The 24,650-nt window shown below is 64.8% G+C and carries 24 protein-coding genes; 20 read left to right on the top strand and 4 right to left on the bottom strand.

Annotation, left to right across the window (positions count from 1 at the left end; translation table 11 throughout):
* Nucleotides 1-47: 47 nt before the first annotated feature.
* The 5 genes from NX782_RS13165 (at nt 48) to clpB (ending at nt 6,766) form a co-directional block, all read left to right on the top strand.
* Complete coding sequence (locus NX782_RS13165) at nt 48-2,654, top strand: DUF349 domain-containing protein (protein WP_258845923.1); 2,607 nt, start codon at nt 48-50, stop codon at nt 2,652-2,654.
* Nucleotides 2,651-3,145 carry a molybdopterin synthase catalytic subunit MoaE gene (gene moaE, locus NX782_RS13160; RefSeq protein WP_258845922.1) on the top strand — a complete coding sequence of 165 codons (495 nt, stop codon included), beginning with the start codon at nt 2,651-2,653 and terminating at the stop codon, nt 3,143-3,145. The genes NX782_RS13165 and moaE overlap by 4 nt, the downstream gene beginning before the upstream one ends.
* Nucleotides 3,142-3,513: a fluoride efflux transporter CrcB gene (gene crcB, locus NX782_RS13155; RefSeq protein ID WP_258845921.1), complete on the top strand. Its 372-nt coding sequence runs from the start codon at nt 3,142-3,144 to the stop codon at nt 3,511-3,513. The genes moaE and crcB overlap by 4 nt, the downstream gene beginning before the upstream one ends.
* 81 nt (nt 3,514-3,594) lie before the next feature.
* A complete protein-coding gene (gene yiaA / locus NX782_RS13150; protein WP_258845920.1) occupies nt 3,595-4,026 on the top strand; it encodes an inner membrane protein YiaA in 432 nt (143 codons plus the stop codon).
* Nucleotides 4,027-4,153: 127 nt separating this feature from the next.
* Nucleotides 4,154-6,766 carry an ATP-dependent chaperone ClpB gene (gene clpB, locus NX782_RS13145; RefSeq protein ID WP_258845919.1) on the top strand — a complete coding sequence of 871 codons (2,613 nt, stop codon included), beginning with the start codon at nt 4,154-4,156 and terminating at the stop codon, nt 6,764-6,766.
* 8 nt (nt 6,767-6,774) lie between these two features.
* Here clpB and NX782_RS13140 read toward each other — a convergent pair whose 3' ends face one another.
* Both NX782_RS13140 and NX782_RS13135 read right to left on the bottom strand, forming a co-directional pair.
* A complete protein-coding gene (locus NX782_RS13140) occupies nt 6,775-7,104 on the bottom strand; it encodes a hypothetical protein (protein WP_258845918.1) in 330 nt (109 codons plus the stop codon).
* A gap of 212 nt (nt 7,105-7,316) precedes the next feature.
* Complete coding sequence (locus NX782_RS13135; protein WP_258845917.1) at nt 7,317-8,057, bottom strand: PEP-CTERM sorting domain-containing protein; 741 nt, start codon at nt 8,055-8,057, stop codon at nt 7,317-7,319.
* A gap of 256 nt (nt 8,058-8,313) precedes the next feature.
* On the opposite strand from NX782_RS13135, the gene NX782_RS13130 reads away from it, so the two are divergent.
* The 11 genes from NX782_RS13130 to NX782_RS13080 all read left to right on the top strand — a co-directional run bounded on the left by NX782_RS13130 (nt 8,314) and on the right by NX782_RS13080 (nt 19,939).
* Nucleotides 8,314-8,718 carry a cupin domain-containing protein gene (locus NX782_RS13130; RefSeq protein WP_258845916.1) on the top strand — a complete coding sequence of 135 codons (405 nt, stop codon included), beginning with the start codon at nt 8,314-8,316 and terminating at the stop codon, nt 8,716-8,718.
* Nucleotides 8,715-9,479 carry an HpcH/HpaI aldolase family protein gene (locus tag NX782_RS13125; protein ID WP_258845915.1) on the top strand — a complete coding sequence of 255 codons (765 nt, stop codon included), beginning with the start codon at nt 8,715-8,717 and terminating at the stop codon, nt 9,477-9,479. The genes NX782_RS13130 and NX782_RS13125 overlap by 4 nt, the downstream gene beginning before the upstream one ends.
* 25 nt (nt 9,480-9,504) lie before the next feature.
* Nucleotides 9,505-10,434, top strand: a complete 930-nt coding sequence (locus tag NX782_RS13120; RefSeq protein WP_258845914.1) for a DUF6282 family protein — start codon at nt 9,505-9,507, stop codon at nt 10,432-10,434.
* Nucleotides 10,431-11,174, top strand: coding sequence for an NAD(P)H-dependent oxidoreductase (locus NX782_RS13115; RefSeq protein ID WP_258845913.1), 744 nt, complete (start codon nt 10,431-10,433; stop codon nt 11,172-11,174). The genes NX782_RS13120 and NX782_RS13115 overlap by 4 nt, the downstream gene beginning before the upstream one ends.
* A 67-nt stretch (nt 11,175-11,241) precedes the next feature.
* Nucleotides 11,242-12,066: an IclR family transcriptional regulator gene (locus NX782_RS13110; RefSeq protein ID WP_258845912.1), complete on the top strand. Its 825-nt coding sequence runs from the start codon at nt 11,242-11,244 to the stop codon at nt 12,064-12,066.
* 52 nt (nt 12,067-12,118) lie between these two features.
* Nucleotides 12,119-13,042 carry a 3,5-dioxohexanoate:acetyl-CoA acetone transferase gene (gene kce, locus NX782_RS13105; protein ID WP_258845911.1) on the top strand — a complete coding sequence of 308 codons (924 nt, stop codon included), beginning with the start codon at nt 12,119-12,121 and terminating at the stop codon, nt 13,040-13,042.
* Nucleotides 13,043-13,134: 92 nt separating this feature from the next.
* Nucleotides 13,135-14,478: an MFS transporter gene (locus NX782_RS13100; RefSeq protein WP_258845910.1), complete on the top strand. Its 1,344-nt coding sequence runs from the start codon at nt 13,135-13,137 to the stop codon at nt 14,476-14,478.
* A gap of 121 nt (nt 14,479-14,599) precedes the next feature.
* Nucleotides 14,600-15,616, top strand: coding sequence for a porin (locus tag NX782_RS13095; RefSeq protein WP_258845909.1), 1,017 nt, complete (start codon nt 14,600-14,602; stop codon nt 15,614-15,616).
* A 338-nt stretch (nt 15,617-15,954) separates the two neighbouring features.
* The gene (gene aceA / locus NX782_RS13090) at nt 15,955-17,253 is read left to right on the top strand and encodes an isocitrate lyase (RefSeq protein WP_258845908.1); all 1,299 of its coding nucleotides are present in this window, start codon (nt 15,955-15,957) and stop codon (nt 17,251-17,253) included.
* Nucleotides 17,254-17,393: 140 nt separating this feature from the next.
* Nucleotides 17,394-18,536 (top strand): 23S rRNA (adenine(2030)-N(6))-methyltransferase RlmJ, encoded by a 1,143-nt coding sequence (locus NX782_RS13085; protein WP_258845907.1) that lies wholly within the window; start codon nt 17,394-17,396, stop codon nt 18,534-18,536.
* Between the two features lie 125 nt (nt 18,537-18,661).
* Nucleotides 18,662-19,939 carry an EAL and HDOD domain-containing protein gene (locus tag NX782_RS13080; protein WP_258845906.1) on the top strand — a complete coding sequence of 426 codons (1,278 nt, stop codon included), beginning with the start codon at nt 18,662-18,664 and terminating at the stop codon, nt 19,937-19,939.
* A gap of 3 nt (nt 19,940-19,942) precedes the next feature.
* On the opposite strand, the gene NX782_RS13075 is transcribed toward NX782_RS13080, so the two are convergent.
* Together NX782_RS13075 and NX782_RS13070 are read right to left on the bottom strand one after the other, a co-directional pair.
* Nucleotides 19,943-20,692 carry an SAM-dependent methyltransferase gene (locus NX782_RS13075; RefSeq protein WP_258845905.1) on the bottom strand — a complete coding sequence of 250 codons (750 nt, stop codon included), beginning with the start codon at nt 20,690-20,692 and terminating at the stop codon, nt 19,943-19,945.
* A gap of 11 nt (nt 20,693-20,703) precedes the next feature.
* Entirely contained in the window at nt 20,704-21,315 is a 612-nt protein-coding gene (locus NX782_RS13070; protein ID WP_258845904.1) for a Maf-like protein, read from the bottom strand.
* A gap of 181 nt (nt 21,316-21,496) precedes the next feature.
* On the opposite strand from NX782_RS13070, the gene NX782_RS13065 reads away from it, so the two are divergent.
* The 4 genes from NX782_RS13065 (at nt 21,497) to NX782_RS13050 (ending at nt 24,629) form a co-directional block, all read left to right on the top strand.
* On the top strand, nt 21,497-21,994 hold the full coding sequence (locus NX782_RS13065; protein WP_258845903.1) for a YceD family protein: 498 nt from the start codon (nt 21,497-21,499) through the stop codon (nt 21,992-21,994).
* A gap of 219 nt (nt 21,995-22,213) precedes the next feature.
* Complete coding sequence (gene rpmF, locus NX782_RS13060) at nt 22,214-22,396, top strand: 50S ribosomal protein L32 (protein ID WP_036168414.1); 183 nt, start codon at nt 22,214-22,216, stop codon at nt 22,394-22,396.
* Nucleotides 22,397-22,598: 202 nt separating this feature from the next.
* Entirely contained in the window at nt 22,599-23,639 is a 1,041-nt protein-coding gene (gene plsX / locus NX782_RS13055; protein WP_258845902.1) for a phosphate acyltransferase PlsX, read from the top strand.
* Between the two features lie 3 nt (nt 23,640-23,642).
* A complete protein-coding gene (locus NX782_RS13050; protein WP_308632945.1) occupies nt 23,643-24,629 on the top strand; it encodes a beta-ketoacyl-ACP synthase III in 987 nt (328 codons plus the stop codon).
* The last annotated feature ends 21 nt before the right edge of the window (nt 24,630-24,650 follow it).

Below are 24,650 nucleotides of genomic sequence, written 5' to 3'. Positions count from 1 at the left end.
CATCAGGTTCTTTGTTATGATGGCGATTTTGGAAGTGCGATTTCATCATGTTCGAGTTCCTATTCAAGCGGCCGGGCGACAACAAGTCCGGCGACAAGCAGCCGGCCGGACAGGAGCCGCAACCGGAACAGGCCGCCGCATCCGGCGGCGGTTCGGCTGCGGCCCCGCAACGCGCGCTGCAGGCGGAAAAGCTGAGCCAGATCCAGGGCGACGAAGCTGCCGCGGTGGAATTCATCCTCCAATGCGAATTTTCCGAGCTGCGCCTGAGCGCAGCCGAATGCATCCATACGCCCGAGCTGCTCGAGCGTGTCCACAGCGCGATGCGCAATACCGACCGCCGCGTCGCCAAGCTGATGCAGTCGCGCCTGGATGCGCACCGGCACCGCGAGGCCGAGCACCGGCGCGGCGAGACCATGCTCGAACAGGCGCGCACGCTGCTCAAGGATGCGCAGCTGACCCCCAACCATGTTGCCGATCTCGACCGCAAATGGGCGGTGATCGCCGCGCCCGAGCTGCAGGAGGCATTCGGCGAGGTGCGTGCCGCGCTGGGCCAGCGCCTGGAAGCCCAGGTGCAGCTGCAGCGCGCCATGATCGACCGTCTGGCCAGCCTGCGCCGGCTGCCGTCCGAATCCTTGCCGGCGGCCGAGCTGGCGGCAAGGCTCGACGCCCTGACCCAGGAGCAGGCCCAGGCTTTGCAGTCACCGGAACACCCGTCGCTGCCGCGCAGCCTGGTGGCCGAGTTCGGTCTCGAAGCCCAGAAGCTGCAGGCCAGCCTGCATGAAATCGAAGCCGGCCAGGCCGCATTGGCAGCGCGCGAGGCGTTTCTTGCCGCCCAGCAGGACAAGCCCGTCGCCGAGCTGAACGCGGATGCGCTGCGCAAGGAGTGGCACCGCCTGCCGCAGCCGCAGCAGGGCACGCAGCAGGAAGCCCTGGCCGCGCTGCAGCAGCGCTTCGACGCCCTGCTGGCAACCCTGCCGCAGCCCGAGCCGCGCAAGCCGCGCGAGCACAAGGAGGCCGCCGCCAAACCGAAGGAAGCGAAAGAGCAGGGCAAGGAGCAGGCAAAACGCGGCGCCGACCAGCATTTCCTCGACACCATGGACGCGATGGAAGCGGCCCTGCAGCAGGGTTCGCTGGGCACCGCCGCCGAACTCGACAAGTCGCTGAAGGAAGCGCGCGACAAGGGCATGCGCCTGAGCCCGGCCCAGTCCGACCGCCTGGCCCATGTGCGCGCCGAGCTCAAGCGCCTGTCCGACTGGGCGCGCTGGGGCGGCAATGTCTCGCGCGAGGAACTGATCAAATCGGTGGAAGCGCTGCCGACCCAGAACCTGGCGATGAGCGAGCTGGCCAAGAAGGTCGGCAGCATGCGCGAACGCTGGAAGGCGCTCGACAGCCTGTCCGGCGCGGCCCCGAAAAGCCTGTGGGAGCGGTTCGACGCCGCCTGCACCGCCGCCTATGCGCCGGCGGCTGCCCACTTCCGCCATCTGGCCGACGAGCGCCACGCCAATGCCGCGCGCGGTCAGGCCCTGATCGACGAGGCCAATGCCGAGATCGCCCGCCTGCAGTCCGGCGAAGCCGAGTGGAAGCACGTGGCCGGCACCGTGCAGCGCCTGCGCCTGGCCTGGAGCCACCTGGGCGCCATCGACCGCAAGGAAAAGAAGCGCCTGGATGCGCTGTTCACCGACGCCCTGAACACCCTGCAGGGGCCGCTGGAACAGCAGCGCAAGGGCGAAATGGCGGAGCGCGAAGCGATCATCGAGGCCGCCGCCGCGATCGATCCGCACGACCGCCACGCGCTCGATACCATGCGCGCGCTCCAGCAGCGCTGGCAGGAGCATGCGCGCGCGTTGCCTCTGGAGCGCAAGAGCGAACAGGCTCTGTGGCAGCGCTTCCGCGCGGTCTGCGACGACGTCTTCCAGCGCCGCAAGGAAAGCATGCACGAGGCCGACATCGAGCGCCGCGCCCACGAAGCCGCCAAGGAAGCGATCAGCGCGCGCCTGGAAGCGGCGGCCCCGACCGTCACCCCGGCCACCGCCGGCAAGCTGCTGCGCGAAGCGGCGGCCGAATGGCAGGCGATCGGCCCGGTGCCGCGCGCCCACGAGGCCAGGGTCGAGAAGCGTTACCACGCCGCCGTGGCCCAGGTCCAGCACCAGCTCGAGGCCGCGAAACGTGCCGCCGGCGTGGCCCAGGCCGGCCAGCTGCGCGACAAGCTGCGCCTGGTGCAGGAACTCGAGCAGGCGGTCGCCGGCCAGGGCGCGCTTGATACCGACTGGGAAGCGCGCTGGAACGCCTTGCCGCCGCTCGACGCCGACCTGGAGCGCACGCTGCGCGGCCGCTTCGACGCCGCCCTGCGCGCGCTGCCGGAGGGCCGCGACGGCTACGCCCAGCTGCTGGAACGCAACCGCGACAAGCTGCTGCACGAACTGCTGCGCGCCGAGATCCGCGCCGGCATCGACAGCGGTCCGGAATTCGCCCGCGAGCGCCTCAAACTGCAGGTCGAGGTGCTGCAATCCTCGCTGAAGTCCGGACAAAAGGGCGGGCAGACCAGCGGCAGCGCCCAGGTGCGCGAACTGGCCGCGCTGCCGGCCCTGGCGGATGCCCGCACCGCGTCGCGCATCGAACAGCTGTTCATGCGCCTGGCCCGGGAGGGCAAATGACGCAGGGTTCGGCAGCATTCTTCAATGAAGTCCGGGTACAGCAGGACGATTTCGACCTCGGCGCGGAAGTCGCACGCATGCGCGCCGGCGACCCGCGCATCGGCGCCGTCGTTTCCTTCGTCGGCACGGTGCGCGACCTGAACGACGGCGCAAAGGTGGCCGAGCTCGAGCTGGAGCACTATCCCGGCATGACCGAGCGCTCGCTGCAGGACATCGTCGAGCAGGCGCGGGCGCGCTGGCCGCTGTACGGCGCGCTGGTCGTGCACCGGGTCGGGCCGATGGCGCCGCTGGAGCAGATCGTGCTCGTCGCCTGCAGCGCGGCCCACCGCGGCGAAGCCTTCGCGGCCTGCGAATTCATCATGGATTACCTCAAGACCGAGGCGCCGTTCTGGAAAAAGGAACAGACGCCGGACGGCGCGCGCTGGGTCGACGCCCGCGTCAGCGACGACACCGCCAAAGCGAAGTGGGCTGCGAAGGTGCCTGGACAATGAGCTGGGTGGCCGTCGGCGTGGGCGCCGCCCTCGGCGCCTGGCTGCGCTGGGGCCTGGGTATTTTCCTGGGCCAATTGCACTCACATATACAGATCGGCACCCTGGTGGCCAATCTGGTGGGCGGCTACCTGATCGGGCTGGCGCTGGGCTTCTTCGGCTCGCATCCCGGCCTGTCGCCCGAGTGGCGGCTGTTCGCCATCACCGGCTTCCTCGGCGGGTTGACCACCTTTTCCAGCTTTTCCGGCGAGGCGATGGTGCTGCTGCAGCGCGGCGATTATGGCTGGGCGCTGGCGCATTCGAGCCTGCACCTGCTGGGCTCGATTGGCTGCTGCGCCGCGGGGTTTGCTACCTGGCGGGCTATTGCGTAATACCTGAGAAGTGTTGGCTTGCGCGCAAGGCGCTGGCATTGCAATCTGACAAAGTTTAACTTTTTCTGATTGGAGAATGCCATGCAGCAACAAATGAATGCCCGTCCCAGTGTCGCTTTCGTGGGCGCTTCCTGGGGCGCCATGCTCATCGGGATGCTCGCTTACCTGGTCGGCCTGTGGAATGCGCAGATGCAGCTCAACGAAAAAGGGTATTACCTCACGCTCCTGCTGTACGGCTGCTTTGCCGCGGTCTCCCTGCAAAAGACCGTGCGCGACCGCGCCGAAGGTTTGCCGGTGACCGGCATGTACGTCGGCCTGTGCTGGATGTCGCTGGCGGCCGCCGTGCTGCTGCTGACGGTGGGCTTGTGGAATGCGAGCCTGCTGCTGAGCGAAAAAGGTTTCTATGCAATGTCCTTCGTGCTGGTACTGTTTGCCATCGTCGCGGTGCAGAAGAATGTGCGCGACCTGGCCACCCATGACAGCATGCCGGAGCGCGCCGCCGACGCCGCGTGAGGAAGTGGAACCGGAGCCGGAGCGTGGGCTAAGCCCCGCTTCAGGTTTCGCATCTTGAAAATTCGTTGCCGCATCCCTAACTTGGTTCCAACTTGAGAACCACCCAACCACACTAGGGGATAAGAATATGCGGCAAGACAAACTGACGACCAAGCTCCAGGAAGCGCTGGCGGATGCCCAGAGCCTGGCGGTCGGCAATGACAACCAATACATCGAACCGGCGCACCTGCTGAGTGCGCTGCTGAACCAGGACGACGGCGGCGCCCGCTCGCTGCTGCAGCGCGCCGGCGTGAACGTCGGCGGCCTCGCGACCGCGCTGCGCAATGCGCTGGAGCGCCTGCCGAAAGTGTCCGGCACCGGCGGCGACGTCCAGGTCGGGCGCGAGCTCGTCCAGTTGCTGAACCTGGCCGACCGCGAATCGCAGAAGCGCGGCGACCAGTTCCTGTCCAGCGAGATGGTGCTGCTGGCGCTGCTTGATGACAAATCCGACGCCGGCCGCCTGGCGCGCGAACACGGCCTGGCGAAGAAAGCCCTCGAATCGGCCATCTCCGCCGTGCGCGGCGGCGAAAACGTGAATTCGCAGGATGCCGAAGGCAACCGCGAAGCGCTGAAGAAGTACACCCTCGACCTGACCGAGCGCGCCCGCATGGGCAAGCTGGACCCGGTGATCGGCCGCGACGACGAGATCCGCCGCGCGATCCAGGTGCTGCAGCGCCGTACCAAGAACAACCCGGTGCTGATCGGCGAGCCGGGCGTGGGCAAGACCGCGATCGTCGAGGGCCTGGCCCAGCGCATCGTGAACGGCGAGGTGCCCGATTCGCTGAAGGGCAAGCGCGTGCTGTCGCTCGACATGGCGGCCCTGCTGGCCGGCGCCAAGTACCGCGGCGAATTCGAGGAACGCCTGAAGGCCGTGCTGAAGGAGCTGGCCCATGACGAAGGCATGACCATCGTCTTCATCGACGAGATCCATACCATGGTCGGCGCCGGCAAGGCCGAAGGCGCGATGGACGCCGGCAACATGCTCAAGCCCGCGCTGGCGCGTGGCGAGCTGCACTGCATCGGCGCGACCACGCTCGACGAGTACCGCAAGTACGTCGAGAAGGATGCCGCGCTCGAGCGCCGCTTCCAGAAGATCATGGTCGACGAGCCGAGCGTGGAGGCGACCATCGCCATCCTGCGCGGCCTGCAGGAGAAGTACGAGCTGCACCACAAGGTCGAGATCACCGATCCGGCGATCATCGCCGCGGCCGAGCTGTCGCACCGCTACATCACCGACCGCTTCCTGCCCGACAAGGCGATCGACCTGATCGACGAGGCGGCTTCGAAAATCAAGATCGAGATCGACAGCAAGCCGGAAGTCATGGACAAGCTGGACCGCCGTCTCATTCAATTGAAGATCGAGCGCGAAGCGGTCAAGAAGGAAACCGACGAGGCCTCGCAGCGCCGCCTGGAGCTGATCGAGGAAGAGATCGTGCGCCTGGAGCGCGAGTACAACGATTTCGAGGAAATCCTGAAGGCCGAGAAGGCAGCCGTGCAGGGCACTGCGCATATCAAGGAAGAGATCGAGCAGATCCGTCTGCAGATCGAGGAAGCGAAGCGCAAGAGCGACTACGGCCGCATGTCCGAGCTGCAGTACGGCCGCCTGCCGGAACTGGAAAAGCAGTTGAAGGATGCCGAGGTGGCCGGCGAGCAGGCTGAAACGCCCGACGGCAAGCCGCGCCTGCTGCGCACCCAGGTCGGCGCCGAGGAGATCGCGGAAGTGGTCTCGCGCGCGACCGGCATCCCGGTGGCACGCATGATGCAAGGCGAGCGCGACAAGCTGCTGCACATCGAAGAGAAGCTGCACGAGCGCGTGGTCGGCCAGGACGAGGCGATCGAAGCCGTGTCCGATGCGATCCGCCGCTCGCGCGCCGGCCTGGCCGATCCGAACCGGCCGTATGGCTCCTTCATGTTCCTGGGCCCGACCGGCGTCGGCAAGACCGAGCTGTGCAAGGCGCTGGCCGCCTTCCTGTTCGATACCGAGGAGGCGCTGATCCGCATCGACATGAGCGAGTTCATGGAGAAGCATTCGGTGGCCCGCCTGATCGGCGCGCCGCCGGGTTACGTCGGCTATGAAGAGGGCGGCTACCTGACCGAGGCCGTGCGCCGCAAGCCCTACAGCGTGATCCTGCTCGACGAGATCGAGAAGGCGCACCCGGACGTGTTCAACGTGCTGCTGCAGGCGCTCGACGACGGCCGCATGACCGATGGCCAGGGCCGCACGGTGGACTTCAAGAACACGGTGATCGTCATGACTTCGAACCTGGGTTCGCACAAGATCCAGTCGATGGACACCGACGAGCCGGCGGTGGTCAAGCTGGCGGTAATGGCCGAGGTGCGCGGACACTTCCGCCCCGAGTTCATCAACCGTATCGACGAGATCGTGGTCTTCCATGCGCTCGACGAGAAGAACATCGGCGCGATCGCCAAGATCCAGCTGGCCGGTCTGGAGCAGCGTCTGGCGAAGATGGAGATGTCGCTCGACATCAGCGACGCCGCCCTGCAGAAGATCGCGGAAGCCGGCTTCGATCCGGTGTACGGCGCCCGCCCGCTCAAGCGAGCGATCCAGCAGCAGATCGAGAATCCGCTGTCGAAGGCGATCCTGTCCGGCCGCTTCGGGCCGAAGGACACGATCCATGTCGGCGTGAATGGCAGCGAACTGACCTTTGGCGAAGAAAAGACCGTCGAGCTGGCCAAGTAAGCCGGCCGCTACGATGTGAAAACGCCCTGTCCGGGAAGCCGGGCAGGGCGTATTTTTTTGGAACGTCGTTCCCGCGAAGGCGGGAACCCAAGTTGGCTTTGACGCTTAGGCTGGCGCCGCCTTGCCGTCGCCCCCAGCAGCGCCAATCCACCCAGCAGCGAGGAGAAATCGGACAGGGCGTCGTGCTGGCCCGAGAAGCACAGGCCGCTGCCGATGTGGGCGCCGCCGCCGCAGCCGTTCGCGTTCAGCGCATTGCTCGACAGCGTACAGTTGGCCGCGCCGCCCGGGACAGCGGTCAGGCTCACGTTGTCGAAGCGGCCGATGTCCTTCAGCTGCAAGGCGCCGATCCTTCTCCTTTTCTTTGTGTTTCGGGTGCCGGCCCTTCGCGTCCTGCGAACGAACCGGCGATACGGATGAGTCCGCGAACACAGGGTAGGGGGAAGGAAGCCCCGGTCTCTGTTAGGCAGCTAACTCAGCCTTTGTAACAAATATATTGACGGGAAAACAAAAAAAGCCGCACAGGGCGGCCTATTGCAGGGCGTGGCCAGATTCAGGCGCGACGCTTGCGGCCCACGATCAAGCCCATCAGGCCGAGGCCGCCCAGCAGCAGGGTGATGCTCTGCGGTTCCGGCACGGCGGCCGGGTTGGCGTCAATTGCGGTCGGATCACCGGCCTCGAGCGGGCTGCTCGCGTCGGCCGTCGGCAGTGCGGCGCTCGGCAGGATGTCCTCGGCCGGAATCTCGAGGACAGGGCTGTTGGCGGCCGCACCGGCGGCGGGCGCACTGGTCTTCGGCGACGCCGGCAAGGTCTGCGACAGCAGGCTGCCGACCTTCTTGCCCTTGCTGCTCACGAACTCGACCTTGACGTGCGGATCGACCGCCTGGATGTCGCTGCCGCTGAAGGTGAAGCTGAACACCATGTTGTCGGCGAGGGCGATCTGCTGGCCGGAGAAGCACAGGCGGCTGCCTGCCTGGCCATTGGTGCCGCCCGAGCAGCCGCTGGCGTTCAGCTCGGAACTCGAGGTCTTCCAGGCGCTGGTGCCGCCGGGCGCCGTGCTGACGCTCACGCCGGTGTAATTGCCGATGCCATTAAATCCAAGGGCCGCCAGGCCCGTCGCACGGGTCCAGTCGCCGCTGCGGCCAGCGGCATCGATCTCGAGGGTCAGCACATTGCCGGACCAGGCCGAGGTAAAGGTGACGCCCTGGTAGGTGAGCAGGCCCGCTTGGGCGCTGGTAATGCTGGCGGCGCCGAGCAGGCTGCCCAGCAGGAACTTCTTGATGGTCTTGTTCATGTTTTTCTTGATTCTCTGTAATGACAGGCAAGTCACATATTGATGAAATTGATGATTTTTGTCAATTTTTCTTTCTTAATTGAACTTTTGAGTGACATAAATCAACAAATTCACAACATAGTGGATCAGGGCCCGTTTGAGAAGGCAGGCTTTTCAGGACGCAGGTTTTCGTTGACAAGAAAAAATCAAGCTTCTACACTGTAATCACTGGCGAAACACTGTTTCGCCCTGCGAAACAACATAGAGGAGAGGACGAATGGAGACGAAACCGAAAATCCGGATGTACAACTGGAACTCGCTGCCACGCGAAGTCGTGCGCAAGGGTGTGGAGCGAGTCGGCTACCGGGGTGACAACCTCATGGCCGTGATGAACTTCGCGACCCCGGGCATGGACCTGCGTCCGCACCAGCACGATTTCGAGCAGATCGCCATTTGCGTACAAGGCCGGATGAACTACTACGTGGGCGACGAAAAGTTCGAGATGACGCCGGGCTCGATGCTGCGCATCCCGCCGCATACCATGCACTACGCCGAGCCAATCGGTGACGAAGTGGTCTACAACCTCGACCTGTTCTCGCCGATCCGCGACGACTACAAGCACTTGGTCGCCTACCAGGAGCAGGAACAGGAGCAGGTCCAAGCGGCAGCGGTGCAGCCATGACCGACGCCACCCCGACGTTCCGCCAGCGCCTGCGCGAGCGCCAGCCGCTGGTCGGAACTTTCTTCAAGACGCCCTCGCACCAACTGGTCGAAGTGCTGGCCGGCGCTGGTCTCGATTTCATCGTCATCGATGCCGAGCACGCGCCTTTCGACCGTGCCGCGCTCGACCCCTGCCTGTTGGCGGCGCGCGCTGCGGGATTGCCCGCGCTGGTCCGGGTGGCCGGCGTCGATGGCCCGGAAATCCAGGGCGCGCTCGACCTCGGCGCTACCGGGATCGTGGCGCCGCATGCGCGCAACGCGGCCACGGTCCGCCGCATCGGCGCCGCAGTGCGCTATCGCGGCGGCGTGCGCGGATTTTCCAACTCGCCGCGCGCCGGCGGCTATGGCGCGACCGGCATGGCCGAGCACATTGCCTGCTCGGACCGCGACAGTGTCGCGGTCTGCCAGATCGAGGACCGCGAAGCGGTCGAGGCCATCGAGGCCATCGCCGGTATGGATGAGGCGGATTGCCTGTTCATCGGCCGCGCCGACCTCGCGGTGTCCTACGGCGTCGACGACGTCGGCGATCCCGCGGTCAAGGAGGCGGTGCGGACCGTGTGCGCAGCCGCACGCAGCCGCGGCAAGGCGGTCGGCATCCACATCGGCCACATGCGCGAAGCGCAGGCATACCTCGACATGGGCGTGAGCCTGTTCGTCGTCGGTTCGGACCAGTCGCTGCTGCGCGCTGCGGCCGCCGGCCTGCGCTTCCCGGCATCTGCCTGAAAATCAAACCAACAAGGAGACAACCATGAGCGAATTTACCCCTGCATGGCGCGAGCGCGACCCCGGAATGTCGCAACGCCTGATGAAAGGCGCGATCGACCTGCACTGCCACAGCGGCCCGTCGGTGATGCCGCGCTACTGCGACCACCATGAAGCGATGCACGAGGCGTCCGAAGCCGGACTGCGCGCGCTGCTGATCAAGGACCACTACTACTCGGCCACGCCGGTGACCGAGATGCTCAACAAGCATTACGGCCACCTGAACGTCGAACTGCTGTCAGGCGTGCCGCTGAACAATCAGTCGGGCGGACTCAACCTTTACGCGGTCGAGCACGGCATCGCACTCGGCGCGCGCCTGATCTGGATGCCGACCTTTTCCTCGGCCAACCACATCGCCCACCACAAGGCCGATGCCAACTTCAAGTTCCCGAAGTCCGACAAGCGCATGATGGCGCCGGCGCCGCTGACCGTGCTCGACGCCGACGGCAAGCTGCTGCCGGAAGTGCTGCCGATCCTCGACATGATCGCGGAAAACGACGTCGTGCTGTCGTCGGGCCACCTGCATATCAGCGAGATCTGGCCGCTGTTTGAAGAGGCCAGGAAACGCGGCGTCAAGCGGCTGCTGACCAACCATCCGACCTACATCGTCGATGCCAACCTGGACGATATCCGGCGCCTGGTCGGCATGGGCGTCTACATCGAGCATTCGATGTGCATGTTCGCCGAGAACTCGAAATTCAAATTCTACGATCCGGAGACGCTGCGCGGCTTGATCGAGGCGGGTACGGTGGAACGCACCATCCTCGGCTCCGACCTCGGCCAGGCGGGCAATCCGAAGATCGCCGACGGCTTCCGCAACGTCATCGAGATCTGCCTCGACTTGGGCTACAGCGAAGACGACGTGCGCAAGATGACGTCGACCAATGCGGCGCAGCTGATGGGGCTGGCCCTGTGAACATCCTGATCGTGCACGCGCATCCGGAGCCGTCGGCGTTCACCTCGGCCATGAAGGACGTGGCCAGGGAGGCGCTGGAAGCTGCCGGGCATGCCGTGCAGGTGTCGGACTTGTATGCGGAAGGCTTCGATCCGGTCGGCGGACGCCACGACTTCGTCACCGTGGCGGATCCGCAGCGTTTCCACTACCAGACGGAGCAGGCCCACGCATGCCGCCACGATGGCTTTGCCGACGACCTGCGGCGCGAACAGGCACGCGTCGCCGCTGCCGACCTGCTGCTGTTCACCTTCCCGCTGTGGTGGGGCGGCATGCCGGCCATCCTGAAAGGCTGGTTCGACCGCGTGCTGGCGTATGGGTTTGCGTATGCCGACGGCAAGCGCTACGACAGCGGCTTTTTCCGGGGACGCCGGGCGCTGCTGGGCATCGCAACCGGCGGCACGGCGCAGCGCTTCACGCGCGAGGGCAGCTACGGCGAGATCGTCCAGGTACTGCATGGCGCCCAGCACTGCATGCTCGAATACCTGGGGCTGGAGACGGCGCCGCCTTTCGTTGCCTATGCGGCGCCGCGGGTCGCGCCGGCCGAGCGCCTGCGCATGCTGGACGAATGGCGCGAACGCGTGCTGGCGCTGGCCGGCGACCCGGACTGGTGGGCCAAGCGCGCGGCGGCCGGTGCCGACGACCTGTCGCTGGCGCAAACGGCTGGGAACGTCGGGGAGGGCGCATGGACGGCGCCAGCGTGATCGCATCGCCGCAAAGGGTGGCGCGGAAAGTATACTGGGCGACCTTTAACTTTCCTAATGACACCAAATGACGAACGCGACGAAGGAGAACGATGTGGACGCCGGCGGCAGCGAGGGTACGGCAAAGGCGGCGGAGGGCGTGCAGGCGGTGGTGTTCGCGCTGCACATCCTGGAATTCATGGCGCGCCAGAGCGAGGCGATCGGCGTGACCGAACTGGCGACCGCTTTCGGCACCACCAAGAGCCGGATCTTTCGTCACCTGCGCACTTTGCTTCTGCAGGGCTACATCGTGCAGGACGATGCCGGGCGCTACAAGGTGGGAACGCGTCTGGTCGCGCTGGGCAATGCCGTGATGCGCAACTTCGACTTGGTGCAGGTGTCGTCAGCCACGATGCGGGCCCTGCGCGACCGGGTCGGCAGTTCGGTGGTGCTCTGCCATTCCGAGGACGAGGGCGTGCGCGTGCTGTCGGTGGTGCAGGGCCTGGGGCAGTCGCAGATCGAGATCACGGTCCGGCCGGGTTCGCTGATGGGGTTTCATGCCAGTGCGCAGGGCAAGGTCTCGCTGGCCTTCGGCCAACCCGAGCTGCTGGCGCGGCAGCTGAGCAAACCGCTGGTCGCCCACTCGCCGCAGACCATCGTCGACCCGGCCCAGCTCAAGGAAGAACTGGCGCGAGTCCGGCGCCAGGGCTGGGCCAGTGCGCCGAACCAGGCGGTGACCGGGCTGAACGCCGTGGCAGCGCCGCTGTTCGACGCCGCGGGCATCCTGATCGGCACCCTCGCGGTGGTGGATTCGGTGCAGTTCCTGCCGGAGCCGCCGCCGGAAGAATTGCTGCAGCAACTGACCGACGCGGCCCGGGCGATTTCCGCCAGCCTGGGCTACATGGCGCGTTAGCGGCGCGGTGGCGCCGGTGAGTTGTCCGATATTCGATTGATTGAGGATCGACATGAGAAAAGTGATCATCAGCTGTGCCGTCACCGGCGCCATCCATACACCCTCGATGTCGCCCTACCTGCCGGTGACGCCGGCGGAGATCGCGCAGGCGGCGATCGACGCCGCCGCGGCCGGTGCCGCCATCGTGCACCTGCATGCCCGCGACCCCTCGACCGGAAGGCCGAGCCAGGACGTCGGCCTGTACCGCGAATTCCTTGCCCCCATCCGGGATGCGTCGCCAGTCGTCCTCAACCTCACCACCGGCGGTTCGCCCGCGATGGCGATCGAGGAACGCCTGCAGCCGGCTCTGCGCCTGAGGCCGGAGCTGGCGTCGCTGAACATGGGGTCGATGAACTTCGGCCTGTACGAGATGCTCGACCGCTTCAAGGAATTCAAGCACGACTGGGAGCGCCCCTACCTCCAGAACAGCGATGACCTGATCTTCAGGAACACTTTCCGCGACATCGCCTACATCCTGGAATCCTGCGGCGCGAACGAGACCCGCTTCGAGATCGAGTGCTACGACATCGGCCACCTGTACACGGCCGCGCACTTCCTCGACAGGGGCCTGCTGCGAGGACCGCTGTTGATCCAGTCCGTGTTCGGCCTGCGTGGTGGCATCGGCGCCCACCCCGAGGACGTGATGCACATGCGCCGCACCGCGGACCGCCTGTTCGGCGCCGACTACATCTGGTCGGTGCTCGGCGCCGGCCGCCACCAGATGCCGATCGCATCCATGGCCGCCTCGATGGGCGGCAATGTGCGGGTCGGGCTGGAAGACTCGCTGTGGGATGGCCCGGGCCGGCTGGCCACCAGCAGCGCGGTCCAGGTCAGGCGCATCCGCGGCATCCTCGAAGCGCTGTCGCTCGACGTCGCCACGCCCGATGAGGCCCGCGCCATGCTCGGCCTCAAGGGAGCGCACGCAGTCAGCTTCTGAAACGTCCGGGCACGAGGCGCCATAGAACGCATGTCCCGGAATGACCTTCCGCGCGCCGCCAGGGCGCATTTAAAACGATAACGGAGACCACTATGAACTTGCTGGACCAGAACAGCTTCACCACACCGCTCGAAGCGCAGAGCTACAACCGGATCGCGGCGCGCCTGCTGCCTTTCCTGATCCTCCTGTACGTGATTTCCTTCCTCGACCGCGTCAATGTCGGCTTCGCCAAGCTGCAAATGGCGGCCGACGTCGGTCTGAGCGACGCCGCCTATGGCCTCGGCGCCGGCATCTTCTTCTTCGGCTATTGCATGTTCGAGATTCCGAGCAACCTGATGCTGCAGCGTGTCGGCGCCAAGTTCTGGATTGCGCGTATCCTGGTGGTCTGGGGCCTGATCTCGATGGCGATGGCCTGCGTCTCGTCGCCAGGCATGTTCTACCTGTTCCGCTTCCTGCTGGGCGTGGCGGAGGCCGGCTTCTACCCGGGGATCATCCTGTACCTGACTTACTGGTTCCCGGGGCGCCTGCGCTCCCAGGTGAGCGCACTGTTCTTCCTCGGCATGCCGGTTGCGGTCGTCATCGGCGCGCCGCTGTCCGGCTGGATCATGAGCACCTTCGGCGGCTACCTGTCGCTGGCAGGGTGGCAGTGGATGTTCATCGTCGAAGGCGCGCCGGCCATGCTGCTGGGCATTGTCTGCTTCTTCTTCCTGAACAATGGCCCCGCCGATGCAGCGTGGCTGAGCGAGGCCGAAAAGAACGTGGTGACCAGCGAACTGGCGCAGGAAACCCGGGCCCAGCAGGCCAGCGGCGCCGGCCACAAGTTCAGCCATGTGATGAAGGATCCGAATGCCTGGCTGCTGGCCTTCGCCAACTTCAGCCTGCTGGCCGGCCTGTACGGCGTGACCTTCTGGCTGCCGCAGATCATCAAGGACCTGGGCGTGAACAGCCTGCTGACGAACGGGCTGATCACGGCGATTCCCTTCGGCTTCGGCGCCATTGCCATGATCGTGATCGGCAAGCGCTCGGACCGCCGGGGCGAGCGCAAGTGGCACATGATCCTGGCCGCGCTGGCCGGCGCCGGCGGCCTGCTGCTCAGCGCGGCGTTTTCCAGCCAAATCGTCGTCTCGCTGCTGGGTCTTTCGCTGGCGGCCGGCGGCATCCTGGCCTCGTTCGCCGTGATGTGGACCCTGCCTTCCTACTTCTTCGTCGGGCCGGCGGCGGCGGCCGCAATCGCCCTGATGGCGACCATCGGCAACCTGGGCGGCTACGCGGCGCCCTGGATGCTGGGCCTGGTCAAGCAGGCCACCCAGCGCCTCGACCTGGGACTGGTCGTGCTGGCCGGCGTGATCGTGCTCGGCATGCTGGCGGCCCTCGCCATGCCGAAACTGCGCGGTCCGCGCACGCCTGCAGCTGCAGCTGCTGTGCCGCGCCCCTGAAGCGCACCTGAGGCGCGGCCGGTACGGCGGCCGCTTTTTCCTGAGAACGAGAGCGCATGGCCACCAGGCCATGCCGGGTCCCGCTGCGCCCGCGAAAAACATAACACCTTCCGGAGACTTCATGTACAAGGCTTTATCCGCGGGCATCGCGCTGTTGTGCGCCGCATCCACTGCCCAGGCCCAGAACAGCGTCCAGGTGTTCGGTGTCATCGATACCTTCGCCCAGCATACCAACACCGGCAAGGGCTACCAGACCGCCATCGACTCGAGCGGCCTGTACGGCACGCGCTGGGGCGTGAAAGGCAGGGAAGACCTGGGCGGCGGCAACAACGTCGAGTTCGTGCTTGAACAGGGCTTCAAGTCCGACACCGGCGCCGCGGCCGACCCGACACGCGTGTTTTCGCGGCAAGCCTGGGTGGGCGTCGGCGGTGCCATGGGCCAGATCCGCGTCGGGCGCCAGAACGCGCTGATGTTCTTGAACGAGAACCGGCTCGACGCCTTCGTCGGCGCCTCGATGGCCTCCGGCCTGAACAATTTTTCGACCTACACGGTGCGGACCGACCGCACGGTATCCTATTTTTCGCCGGCGCTGGGGCCGGTGCGCTTCCAGCTTTACTACGGCTTCGGCACCACCGGCGGCGCCAAGTCCGCCAACGGCAGCTATTCCGGCGCGCTCACTTACGACCGCCAGCGGCTGCACCTGTCGCTGGTCCATCAGGCGGTGCGCAACGCCCAGGATACCGATACCCAGAAAGCCCTGTACGCGGGCGGCCACTACGAATTCGAACCGGCCACCGTCTACCTCGGCTATCACCGCGCCCGGTCGCCGCTGGCGCAGATCGACAAGGACGTGCTGACGGGCTCGGTTCGCTACCACCTGACGGCGGCGTTGGACCTCGGCGTCGGCTACACGCACCTGCGCGACCATAGCAGCCGGGACAGCGGCGCGTCCCAGTTGGGTACGATCCTGATCTATACGCTTTCCAAGCGCACGCAGTTGTATTCCACCCTGTCTTACTTGCGCAACCGCAACATCGGCAATTACACCCTGAACGGCGCCGCGGTGGCAGGTCTGCCGCTGGCCTATGCCGGTGCCGATGCGCGCGGCCTGCAGCTTGGGATCGTTCACTTCTTTTGAATCGCTGACGCTCTTCAATTTTTAATTCTGGGTGGCAACTTATGATCGGCTGGGCCGTGGATAGGCAAGATCGGCTCACGGCGATCATTTTTCACCATCCGGAATGCTCTCCACGAATATGAAAACCGCACGAAAAGAATGGGTGGACCCGTTTCCATTTTAAGAAATCTGTTCTCGTATCATGAAATGATCAGCGCAAGTCATTGATTGAAATAGAAATAAAAATGATCCTTTGTCTTATATAAGAGTGTTTGTGCTGTGCACAACCAAGATTATGATGTTCCCAACGACGCTTCCCTCCAACCCGGTTTTCACCATTCATCATCAGGAGAAACAGCATGGCAACTCGTGAACAGCAAATCGCCGCCCTGCAGCAGGACTGGGACACCAATCCGCGCTGGAAGAATGTGACCCGCAACTACACGGCAGAGGACGTCGTGCGCCTGCGCGGCTCGGTGCAGATCGAGCACACCCTGGCGCGCCGCGGCGCCGAAAAGCTGTGGGACCTGATCAATAACGAACCCTATGTCAACGCCCTGGGCGCGCTGACCGGCAACCAGGCCATGCAGCAGGTGAAGGCCGGCCTGAAGGCGATCTACCTGTCGGGCTGGCAGGTGGCGGGCGATGCCAACCTGGCCGGCGAGATGTATCCGGACCAGTCGCTGTATCCGGCCAATTCGGTGCCGATGGTGGTCAAGCGCATCAACAACACCTTCCAGCGCGCCGACCAGATCCAGTGGTCGGAAGGCAAGGACGACATCGATTACTTCGCACCGATCGTCGCGGATGCCGAGGCCGGTTTTGGCGGCGTGCTGAATGCCTTCGAACTGATGAAGTCGATGATCGAAGCGGGCGCCGCCGGCGTCCACTTCGAAGACCAGCTGGCCTCGGTCAAGAAGTGCGGCCACATGGGCGGCAAGGTGCTGGTGCCGTCGCGCGAAGCCGTCGAGAAGCTGACCGCGGCACGCCTGGCCGCCGACGTGATGGGCACCCCGACCATCCTGGTGGCCCGCACCGATGCCGAAGCGGCCGACCTGCTGACCTCCGACGTCGACGCCAACGACCAGCCTTTCTGCACCGGCGAGCGCACCGTCGAGGGATTCTTCCGCGTCAAGCCCGGCGTCGAGCAGGCAATTTCGCGCGGCCTGGCCTACGCACCCTTCGCCGACCTGGTGTGGTGCGAGACCGGCAAGCCGGACCTGGCCTTCGCCAAGCGCTTCGCCGAAGCCATCCACGAGAAATTCCCGGGCAAGATGCTGGCCTATAACTGCTCGCCTTCGTTCAACTGGAAGAAGAACCTGGACGACGCCACCATCGCCAAGTTCCAGAAGGAGCTGGGCGCGATGGGCTACAAATTCCAGTTCATCACCCTGGCCGGCTTCCACGCCCTGAACTACGGCATGTTCAACCTGGCGCATGGCTATGCGCGGCGCGGCATGTCGGCCTTCGTCGAGCTGCAGGAAGCGGAATTCGCCGCCGCCGAGAAAGGCTTCACCGCGGTCAAGCACCAGCGCGAAGTCGGTACCGGCTACTTCGATGCCGTGACCCAGACCATCCAGCAGAACCAGAGCTCGACGACCGCTCTCCATGGCTCGACTGAAGATGAGCAGTTCTTCGACGAGAAAAAAGTCGCGTAGCGCTAAACGCTTTTAATCAGTTTCCTCCGTTGTTCGCGGACCGCCGCAGCGCTCGCAAGACGCTGCGGTTTTTTAATTTTTGGGAACGGGGCGCATCTAAGCGATAATGGCGGCTTTCTCGCCTCATCCTTGGAAATACCATGTTCAGCTACCGCCACGCCTATCACGCGGGTAATCACGCCGATGTCCTGAAGCATTTTGTACAAGTGCAACTGCACCAGTACATGAACCAGAAGGACACGGCCTACACCTATATCGACACCCATTCGGGTGCCGGCGTGTACGCGCTCGACAGTGCGCAGGCGGTCAAGAGCGGCGAGTACCTGGAGGGCATCGCGCGCCTGTGGGAACGCGACGATCTGCCGGCCCCGCTGGCCGATTACGTGAACCTGGTGCGCGGCATGAACCCCAGCGGCAAGCTGCGTTACTACCCGGGCTCGCCCTACGTGGCCGAACAGGTGGCGCGTCCCGAGGACCGCCTGCGCCTGTTCGAACTGCATCCGGCGGATACGCGGCTGCTGGTCGAGAATTTCCGCAAGCTGGAAGCGCACAAGGCCGAGCAGGGCGAGCGCGCCCGCGGCCGCCGCATCCTGATCGAGCACGCCGACGGTTTCCAGAGCATGAAAGCGCTGCTGCCGCCGCCTTCGCGCCGGGCGCTGGTGCTGATCGACCCGCCGTATGAAGTCAAGCTCGACTACAAGCACGTGCGCGACGCGCTCGAGGAAGCCCTTGGCCGTTTCCCGTCGGGCATCTACGCGATCTGGTATCCGGTGCTGCAGCGCATGGAGTCGCGCCAGTTCGCCGACCGCCTGAAGCGCCTGCCGGCCAAGGAATGGCTGCACGTGACCCTGACCGTGGCGACGCCGGGCCCGGACGGCACCGGCATGCACAGCAGCGGCATGTTCATCCTGAATCCGCCCTACACGCTGGAAGCGACGCTGCGCGAGACCATGCCCTACCTGGTGCAGGTGCTGGGCCAGGACAGCGGCGCCACTTTCCGTATCGAAAAGGGTACCCAGGTGACCGGCACCGCCAATCCGCGCGGCCTGGATACCGGCGGCCCGCGCAAGCCGATCGGCAATGCGCGCCGCGCCAGCCCGCTGTCCGGTGCCGGCAGCCTGCGCCTGCCCGGTCAGCCCTACGGCGACCGCGCGCCCAAAGCGGCGGCCAAAGCCGAAGGGGAGGCGCCCGCCGCTCCCGCCAAAAAGCGCACGCCCGCTTTCCGTTACGCCGACCAGGCCAAACAGGCGACATCGTCCGCCCGCGGCCCGAAGCGCAAGTAACGATTTGATACGATATCGAAATGTAAAGACTTTCGACTCTGTAGTATAGTTCCATTGGTGCCGGGCTTCGCCCCGGCCCCGGCGCGCGTGTGCCTGCCGAAATTGATTTTCAGGAGTTTTTTACGATGCACGCGGATGCAACGGCTGTCACGTCCATGCCGTCCGAAGAATTTTTTCTGGCGCGCCAGCCGATACTCGGGCGCGACCAGAAGCTGGTGGCGTTCGAGCTGCTGTTTCGCGCCGCCCCGGAGCACGAGGACGCGCAACTGACCGATTACGCCGCCGCGACCGCCACCGTCATTTCCCATGCGTCCCAACTGGGCATGGAGCAGGTGGTGGGTGAGCAGCTTGCCTTCGTCAACGTCGACGAAGTGGTGCTGATGAGCGACTTTGTCCGCTTCCTGTCGCCGGACCGGGTGATCCTCGAGATCCTGGAAACCGTGCTGCCCACCGAGGCGGTGCTGGCGCGGGTCCGGGAGCTGAAAGAGCTCGGCTTCAAGTTCGCCCTCGACGATGTTATAGGCCATTCCGAGCAGGTTAGCAAGCTGATCGACCTCGTCGACGTGATCAAGATCGACCTCAAGGGCGTCAGCAGGGATGAGCTGACGCGCCTGGCCATCAGTCTGCGCGGCGCCCGCCAGAAGCTGCTGGCGGAGAAGGTCGAGACGGTCGAAGAGTTCCGTCTGTGCCTGGAACTCGGCTTCGAATATTTCCAGGGCTATTATTTCGCGCGTCCGGCCATTTTGTCGGGCAAGAAGATTTCGCCGTCCGAACTGGTCGTGCTGCGTCTGCTGGAGCTGATCGGCTCGAATGCCGATAATGCCGCCATCGAAGCCGCGGTCAAGCGCGATGCGCTGCTGAGCCTGAACCTGCTGCGTCTGGTGAACAGCCGCGCCGCCGGACCCGACGGCCATATCGAATCGGTGTCGCAGGCCGTGGTCCAGCTCGGCCGCAGCCAGCTGCAGCGCTGGCTGCAGATCCTGCTGTACAGCACGCCGGATGGCCGCGTCGAACTGAATTCGCCGCTGCTGCAGATGGCCACCACGCGCGGCCGCCTGCTCGAGCTGATGAGCCAGGCCCTGCATCCGGGCGACACGGCCAGCGCCGAAACCGCGTTCACGATCGGCATGATGTCGCTGATGGATGCGTTGCTGGCGATCCCGATGGCGGCCATCCTCGACCGCGTCGACGTTTCGCAGGAAGTGAAAGCGGCGCTGCTGGACCGCGCCGGCAACTACGGCGCGATGCTGAGCGTGGCCGAGGAGCTGGAGGGCAAGCAGGGCGGGCGCAGTCTGGCGCGCGCGCTGGGCAAGCTCGGGCTGTCGGTCAAGCAGATCCGCGAGATCGAGCTGGCGGCCTTCGATTGGGTACGTGGACTCGGCGCCCACGCCACCACGCACTGACTCTTATTGACCCAATAAAAGGAACACGGTCGGCTTCTTGTGGAAGTCCGGCCCCTTGTTCGCTGCCAGCGCCGCCTTCCATTTTGCCGCCGTCAGCGTGCGTACCGATTCGGTCGGCAGCGACAAATCGGTCGCCACGCAGACCAGGGTGCCCGGCTGGCAGGCATTCACCAGGGCTTCCAGCATGGCGGCATTGCGATAGGGCGTCTCGATCAGCAGCTGGGTTTGCCTCTCGCTGCGCGAGCGCTGTTCCAGTTGCTGGATGCGCTTCGTGCGCTGGGCCGCATCGGTGGGCAGGTAGCCGTTGAAGGCGAAGCTCTGGCCGTTCAGGCCGCTTGCCATGACGGCCAGCAGCAGCGAAGACGGGCCGACCAGCGGACGCACCTGGATGCCATGCTGGTGGGCCAGGCGCACCAGGTCGGCGCCCGGATCGGCCACCGCCGGCACCCCGGCTTCCGACACCAGGCCCATGTCGTGCCCGTCGAGCAGCGGCGCCAGCAGGGCGCTCAGGGCGGCCGGCGGCGTGTTCACATTCAGTTCCGAGATCTTGATTTCCTGCAGCGGACGCGCCAGCGGATGGTCGACCGCGACCAGTTTCAAAAAGGCGCGCGCCGTCTTGGCGTTCTCGGCCACGAAATATTCCAGCTTCGAGGCGATATCCTGCACCTGTTCGGGCAGGATGTGCGAGAGGGCGTTCGGTGCGGCCTCGAGCGGGCCGAGGGTGTTGGGGACGAGGTAGAGAGTGCCTGGCATAAGATTTTTTGTTATTCGAAAAAGCGCACGCCCGCGCGGCGCAGCATGCCGGTCAGGGCGATCAGCGGCAGGCCGGTCAGGGCGGTCGGGTCGGTACTGTCGATGCGTTCGAGAATGGCAATGCCGAGACCTTCGTTCTTGGCGCTGCCGGCGCAGTCGTAGGGCTGCTCGATGCGCAGGTAGGCGTCGAGCTCGTGGTCGGGCAGGTCGCGGAAGCTGACGAAGGCCTGCACGTTCTCCACTTGCGCGCTGCCGTCGCGGCCGTCCCACAGGCACAGCGCCGTGTGGAAAGTCACGCGGCGTCCGCGCATCTTCTGCAACTGGGCCAGGGCACGGGCGTGGTCGCCGGGCTTGCCGATCTGTTCGCCGTCCAGCGTGGCGACCTGGTCGGAGCCGATGACGAGCGCGCCCGGATGCCTGCGCGCGATGGCGGCGGCCTTTTCGCGCGCCAGCCGCAGGGCGGTCGCTTCCGGCGCTTCGCCGTTCAACGGGCTTTCGTCGATATCCGGGGCGATCGCCTCGAAGGGCAGGCCGAGCCGGGACAGCAGTTCGCGCCGGTAGGCGGAGCTGGAAGCGAGGATTAAGCGTAAGGGCGTGCCGGCTGCGGCGGAACTTGGTATCATGTCGGCCAGTCCAATATTCATAAGCAAAACAAATAGATAGGCCTTCCCGGCAAGCAAATCCGATGGTTCTTGCAACCGGCGGGGTCGGGATGCGACGCCAGTGCGACTGCGGTGCGGAATTCTTTGACTGAGCGGGAAGAAGCCTGTTATTATCGCAGGTTTTCCGGGGAAGCTTTTCCAAATGAGCGCTTTTGTCATCGACGCCTTCGAATTTTGTCGGAACAACGGCTATCGAGAAGGTGTCACACCGGTGGCTGACATGCCCCGCCTGGCAGCCGATTGCGCCGATGCGTCGGGCCAGCTTACCTGGTCCATCCAGGGCGGCCAGACCAAGCAGGGTTACCCGTCGATGACGCTGTCCGTCTCCGGCACCGTCCAGCTGGTCTGCCAGCGTTGCCTGGCCCCGTTCGGCTATGAACTCGATTCGTCGACCATGCTGGTACTCGGCAAGGACGACCAGGAAGCGGATGAGATCGAGGAAATCCTCGACGATGAAACCATCGACGTGATCGTCGGCAGCCATAGCGCCGATATCATGCAGTTGCTGGAAGATGAAGCCCTGCTGGCCCTGCCGCAGGCACCGAAGCATGAGGTGTGCCCTGATACCAAGTTGATGGACTCCTTGAAGTCCGAGAAGGTATCGCCATTCGCGGCACTGAAGAACCTCAAATCAGAATAATTGGTAGTTGAAAGTTTTGCGTAGCGGATGCCGGTAAAGCATTCGGGCGCTCAAGAGACGTGTCAAACGCGTGCAGCAGTCGAGTATGGCAGCGTCAGCAAGATGTAGGCAGCGTTAAAACATGTCGGCAAGGTAGTTAATTGCCGCTGGGATACTCGATTAGCATGGTATTGCAAGTCGATTGTGTTAGAATTTTAGAACTTATGTTTAGGAGTCATCATGGCAGTTCAGCAGAATAAGAAGTCCCCGTCGAAGCGCGGCATGCACCGTTCGCACGATTTCCTGGTTGCACCGAATCTGGCCGTCGAGCCGACCACCGGTGAAACCCACCTGCGTCACCACATCAGCCCGAACGGTTTCTACCGTGGTCGCAAAGTGATCAAGACCAAGAACGACGAGTAATCGGCGTCTTGCTGTTTTGTTCCATGAAAACGGTGCAACGTATGTCAAGTGCGTGGCACCGTTTTCTCTTTTGCGATATTGATTCCGGTTGCATACCTGCTGTGTGTACCGTCGTTTTCGATCCCGCTGAGTCCGGCCGGCAACTCGCCGCGCGAGGACACGCCGCCGCCCGTCCCTGAGGCAGCGCGGTTCATCCCGAAAAATGACAATTACAATTTCCATTGACTGCATGGGCGGCGATCATGGCCCCTCAGTTACCATTCCCGGCGCGCTCGCCTTCCTCAAGCAACAACCGCAGGCCCAGCTGATCCTGGTCGGCCTGGAGGACCAGGTACGCGCCGAACTCAAGAAACATCACGCGGACAAGCATCCGAACCTGCGCATCAAGCACGCCACCGAAGTCGTGGCGATGGACGATCCGATCGAGGTGGCGCTGCGCCGCAAGAAGGATTCGTCGATGCGCGTCGCGATCGAGCTGGTCAAGGAGGGCCAGGCCGATGTCTGCGTCTCCGCCGGCAATACGGGCGCGCTGATGGCGATCTCGCGCTACGTCCTCAAGACCCTGGCCGACGTCGACCGTCCGGCGATCTGCTCGATCATGCCGAACCAGAAGGGCAGCCCGACCTATATGCTGGACCTGGGCGCCAACGTCGACTGCGAGCCCCATCACCTGCACCAGTTCGCCATCATGGGCGCCGTGCTGTTCCAGGCGATGGAGCAGCGCCGCCCGAGCATCGGCCTGCTCAACGTGGGCACCGAGGAAATCAAGGGCAACGAAGTGGTGAAGGCCACCGCCGCGCTGCTGCGCGCCGACCATGAGCGCGGCGTGCTGAATTTCCACGGCAACGTCGAAGGCAACGACATCTTCAAGGGCACGGTCGACGTGATCGTCTGCGACGGCTTCGTCGGCAACGTGACCCTGAAGGCGGTCGAGGGCCTGTCGCGCTTCGTCAAGGCAACCTTGATGGAGACCACGATGTCCAAGCTGGGCGCGCTGCTGGCCCGCAAATCGCTGAAGAAGCTGAACCCGGAAAGCTATAACGGTGCCGGCCTGCTGGGCCTGAAAGGCCTGGTCTTCAAGAGCCACGGCGGCGCGAATGCATTTGCTTTCGACTGGGCAATCAGGCGCGCATATAATGCTGCGCAATACAACGTGCAGGAACAGCTGTCGGCGATGATCAGCGAGCTGATGCCGCAGGCATCCGACCCGCAGGCGCCAGGCGCAACCACTCAGCAGGGCTAAGCAATGACTGTGTACAGCAAAATCATCGGCACCGGCAGCTATCTGCCGGCGCGGCGTGTCACCAACCACGACCTGGCGGCAGAGCTGGCCGCCAAGGGCATCGAGACCTCGGACGAGTGGATCGTGAGCCGTAGCGGCATCTCGGCGCGCCACTACGCCGCTGCCGACGAGAGCGCTTCCGACCTGGGCGTCAAGGCGGCCACCAGGGCCCTGGAAGCAGCCGGCCTGGCGCCCGAGCAGATCGACCTGATCGTCGTCGCCACCTCGACCCCCGATTTCTACGGCAACTTCCCGAGCACGGCCTGCATCGTGCAAAACAAGCTGGGCATCCGCAACAACGGCGGCGCCTTCGACGTGGCGGCCGTCTGCAGCGGCTTCGTGTATGCGCTGTCCACGGCCGACGCCTTCATCAAGGCCGGCAATGCGAAGAATGTGCTGGTGATCGGCACCGAGGTGTTCTCGCGCATCCTCGACTTCAACGACCGCGGCACCTGCGTGCTGTTCGGCGACGGTGCCGGCGCGGTGGTGATGAGCGCGTCCGAAGAGCCGGGCGTGCTGGCGGTGAAGCTGCACGCCGATGGCAGCCATGGCGACATCCTGTGCGGCCCGACGAATCCGACCAATGCCGCCATCTCGGGCGAAAAATTCCTGTACATGGATGGCCAGGCGGTGTTCAAGCTGGCCGTGACCGTGCTGGAAAAGGTCGCCTACGAGGCGCTGGAACACGCGCAGATGCCGCCGTCGGATATCGACTGGCTGATCCCGCACCAGGCCAACATCCGCATCATGAACGGCACCGCGAAAAAGCTCGGCCTGCCGACGGAGAAGATGGTGGTGACCGTCAACGAACACGGCAATACCTCGGCCGCGTCGATTCCGCTGGCGCTCGACCAGGCGGTGCGCGACGGCCGCATCAAGGCCGGTCAGAACATCCTGATGGAAGGTGTCGGCGGCGGCTTTACCTGGGGCGCGGTTCTCGCGCGCATGTAAAGAACCAACAAGAAAGAGACT

Origin of the sequence: Massilia norwichensis, assembly GCF_024753245.1 — a bacterium.
Lineage (GTDB): Bacteria > Pseudomonadota > Gammaproteobacteria > Burkholderiales > Burkholderiaceae_D > Telluria > Telluria norwichensis.
This window is presented reverse-complemented; position numbering and strand designations above follow the sequence as displayed.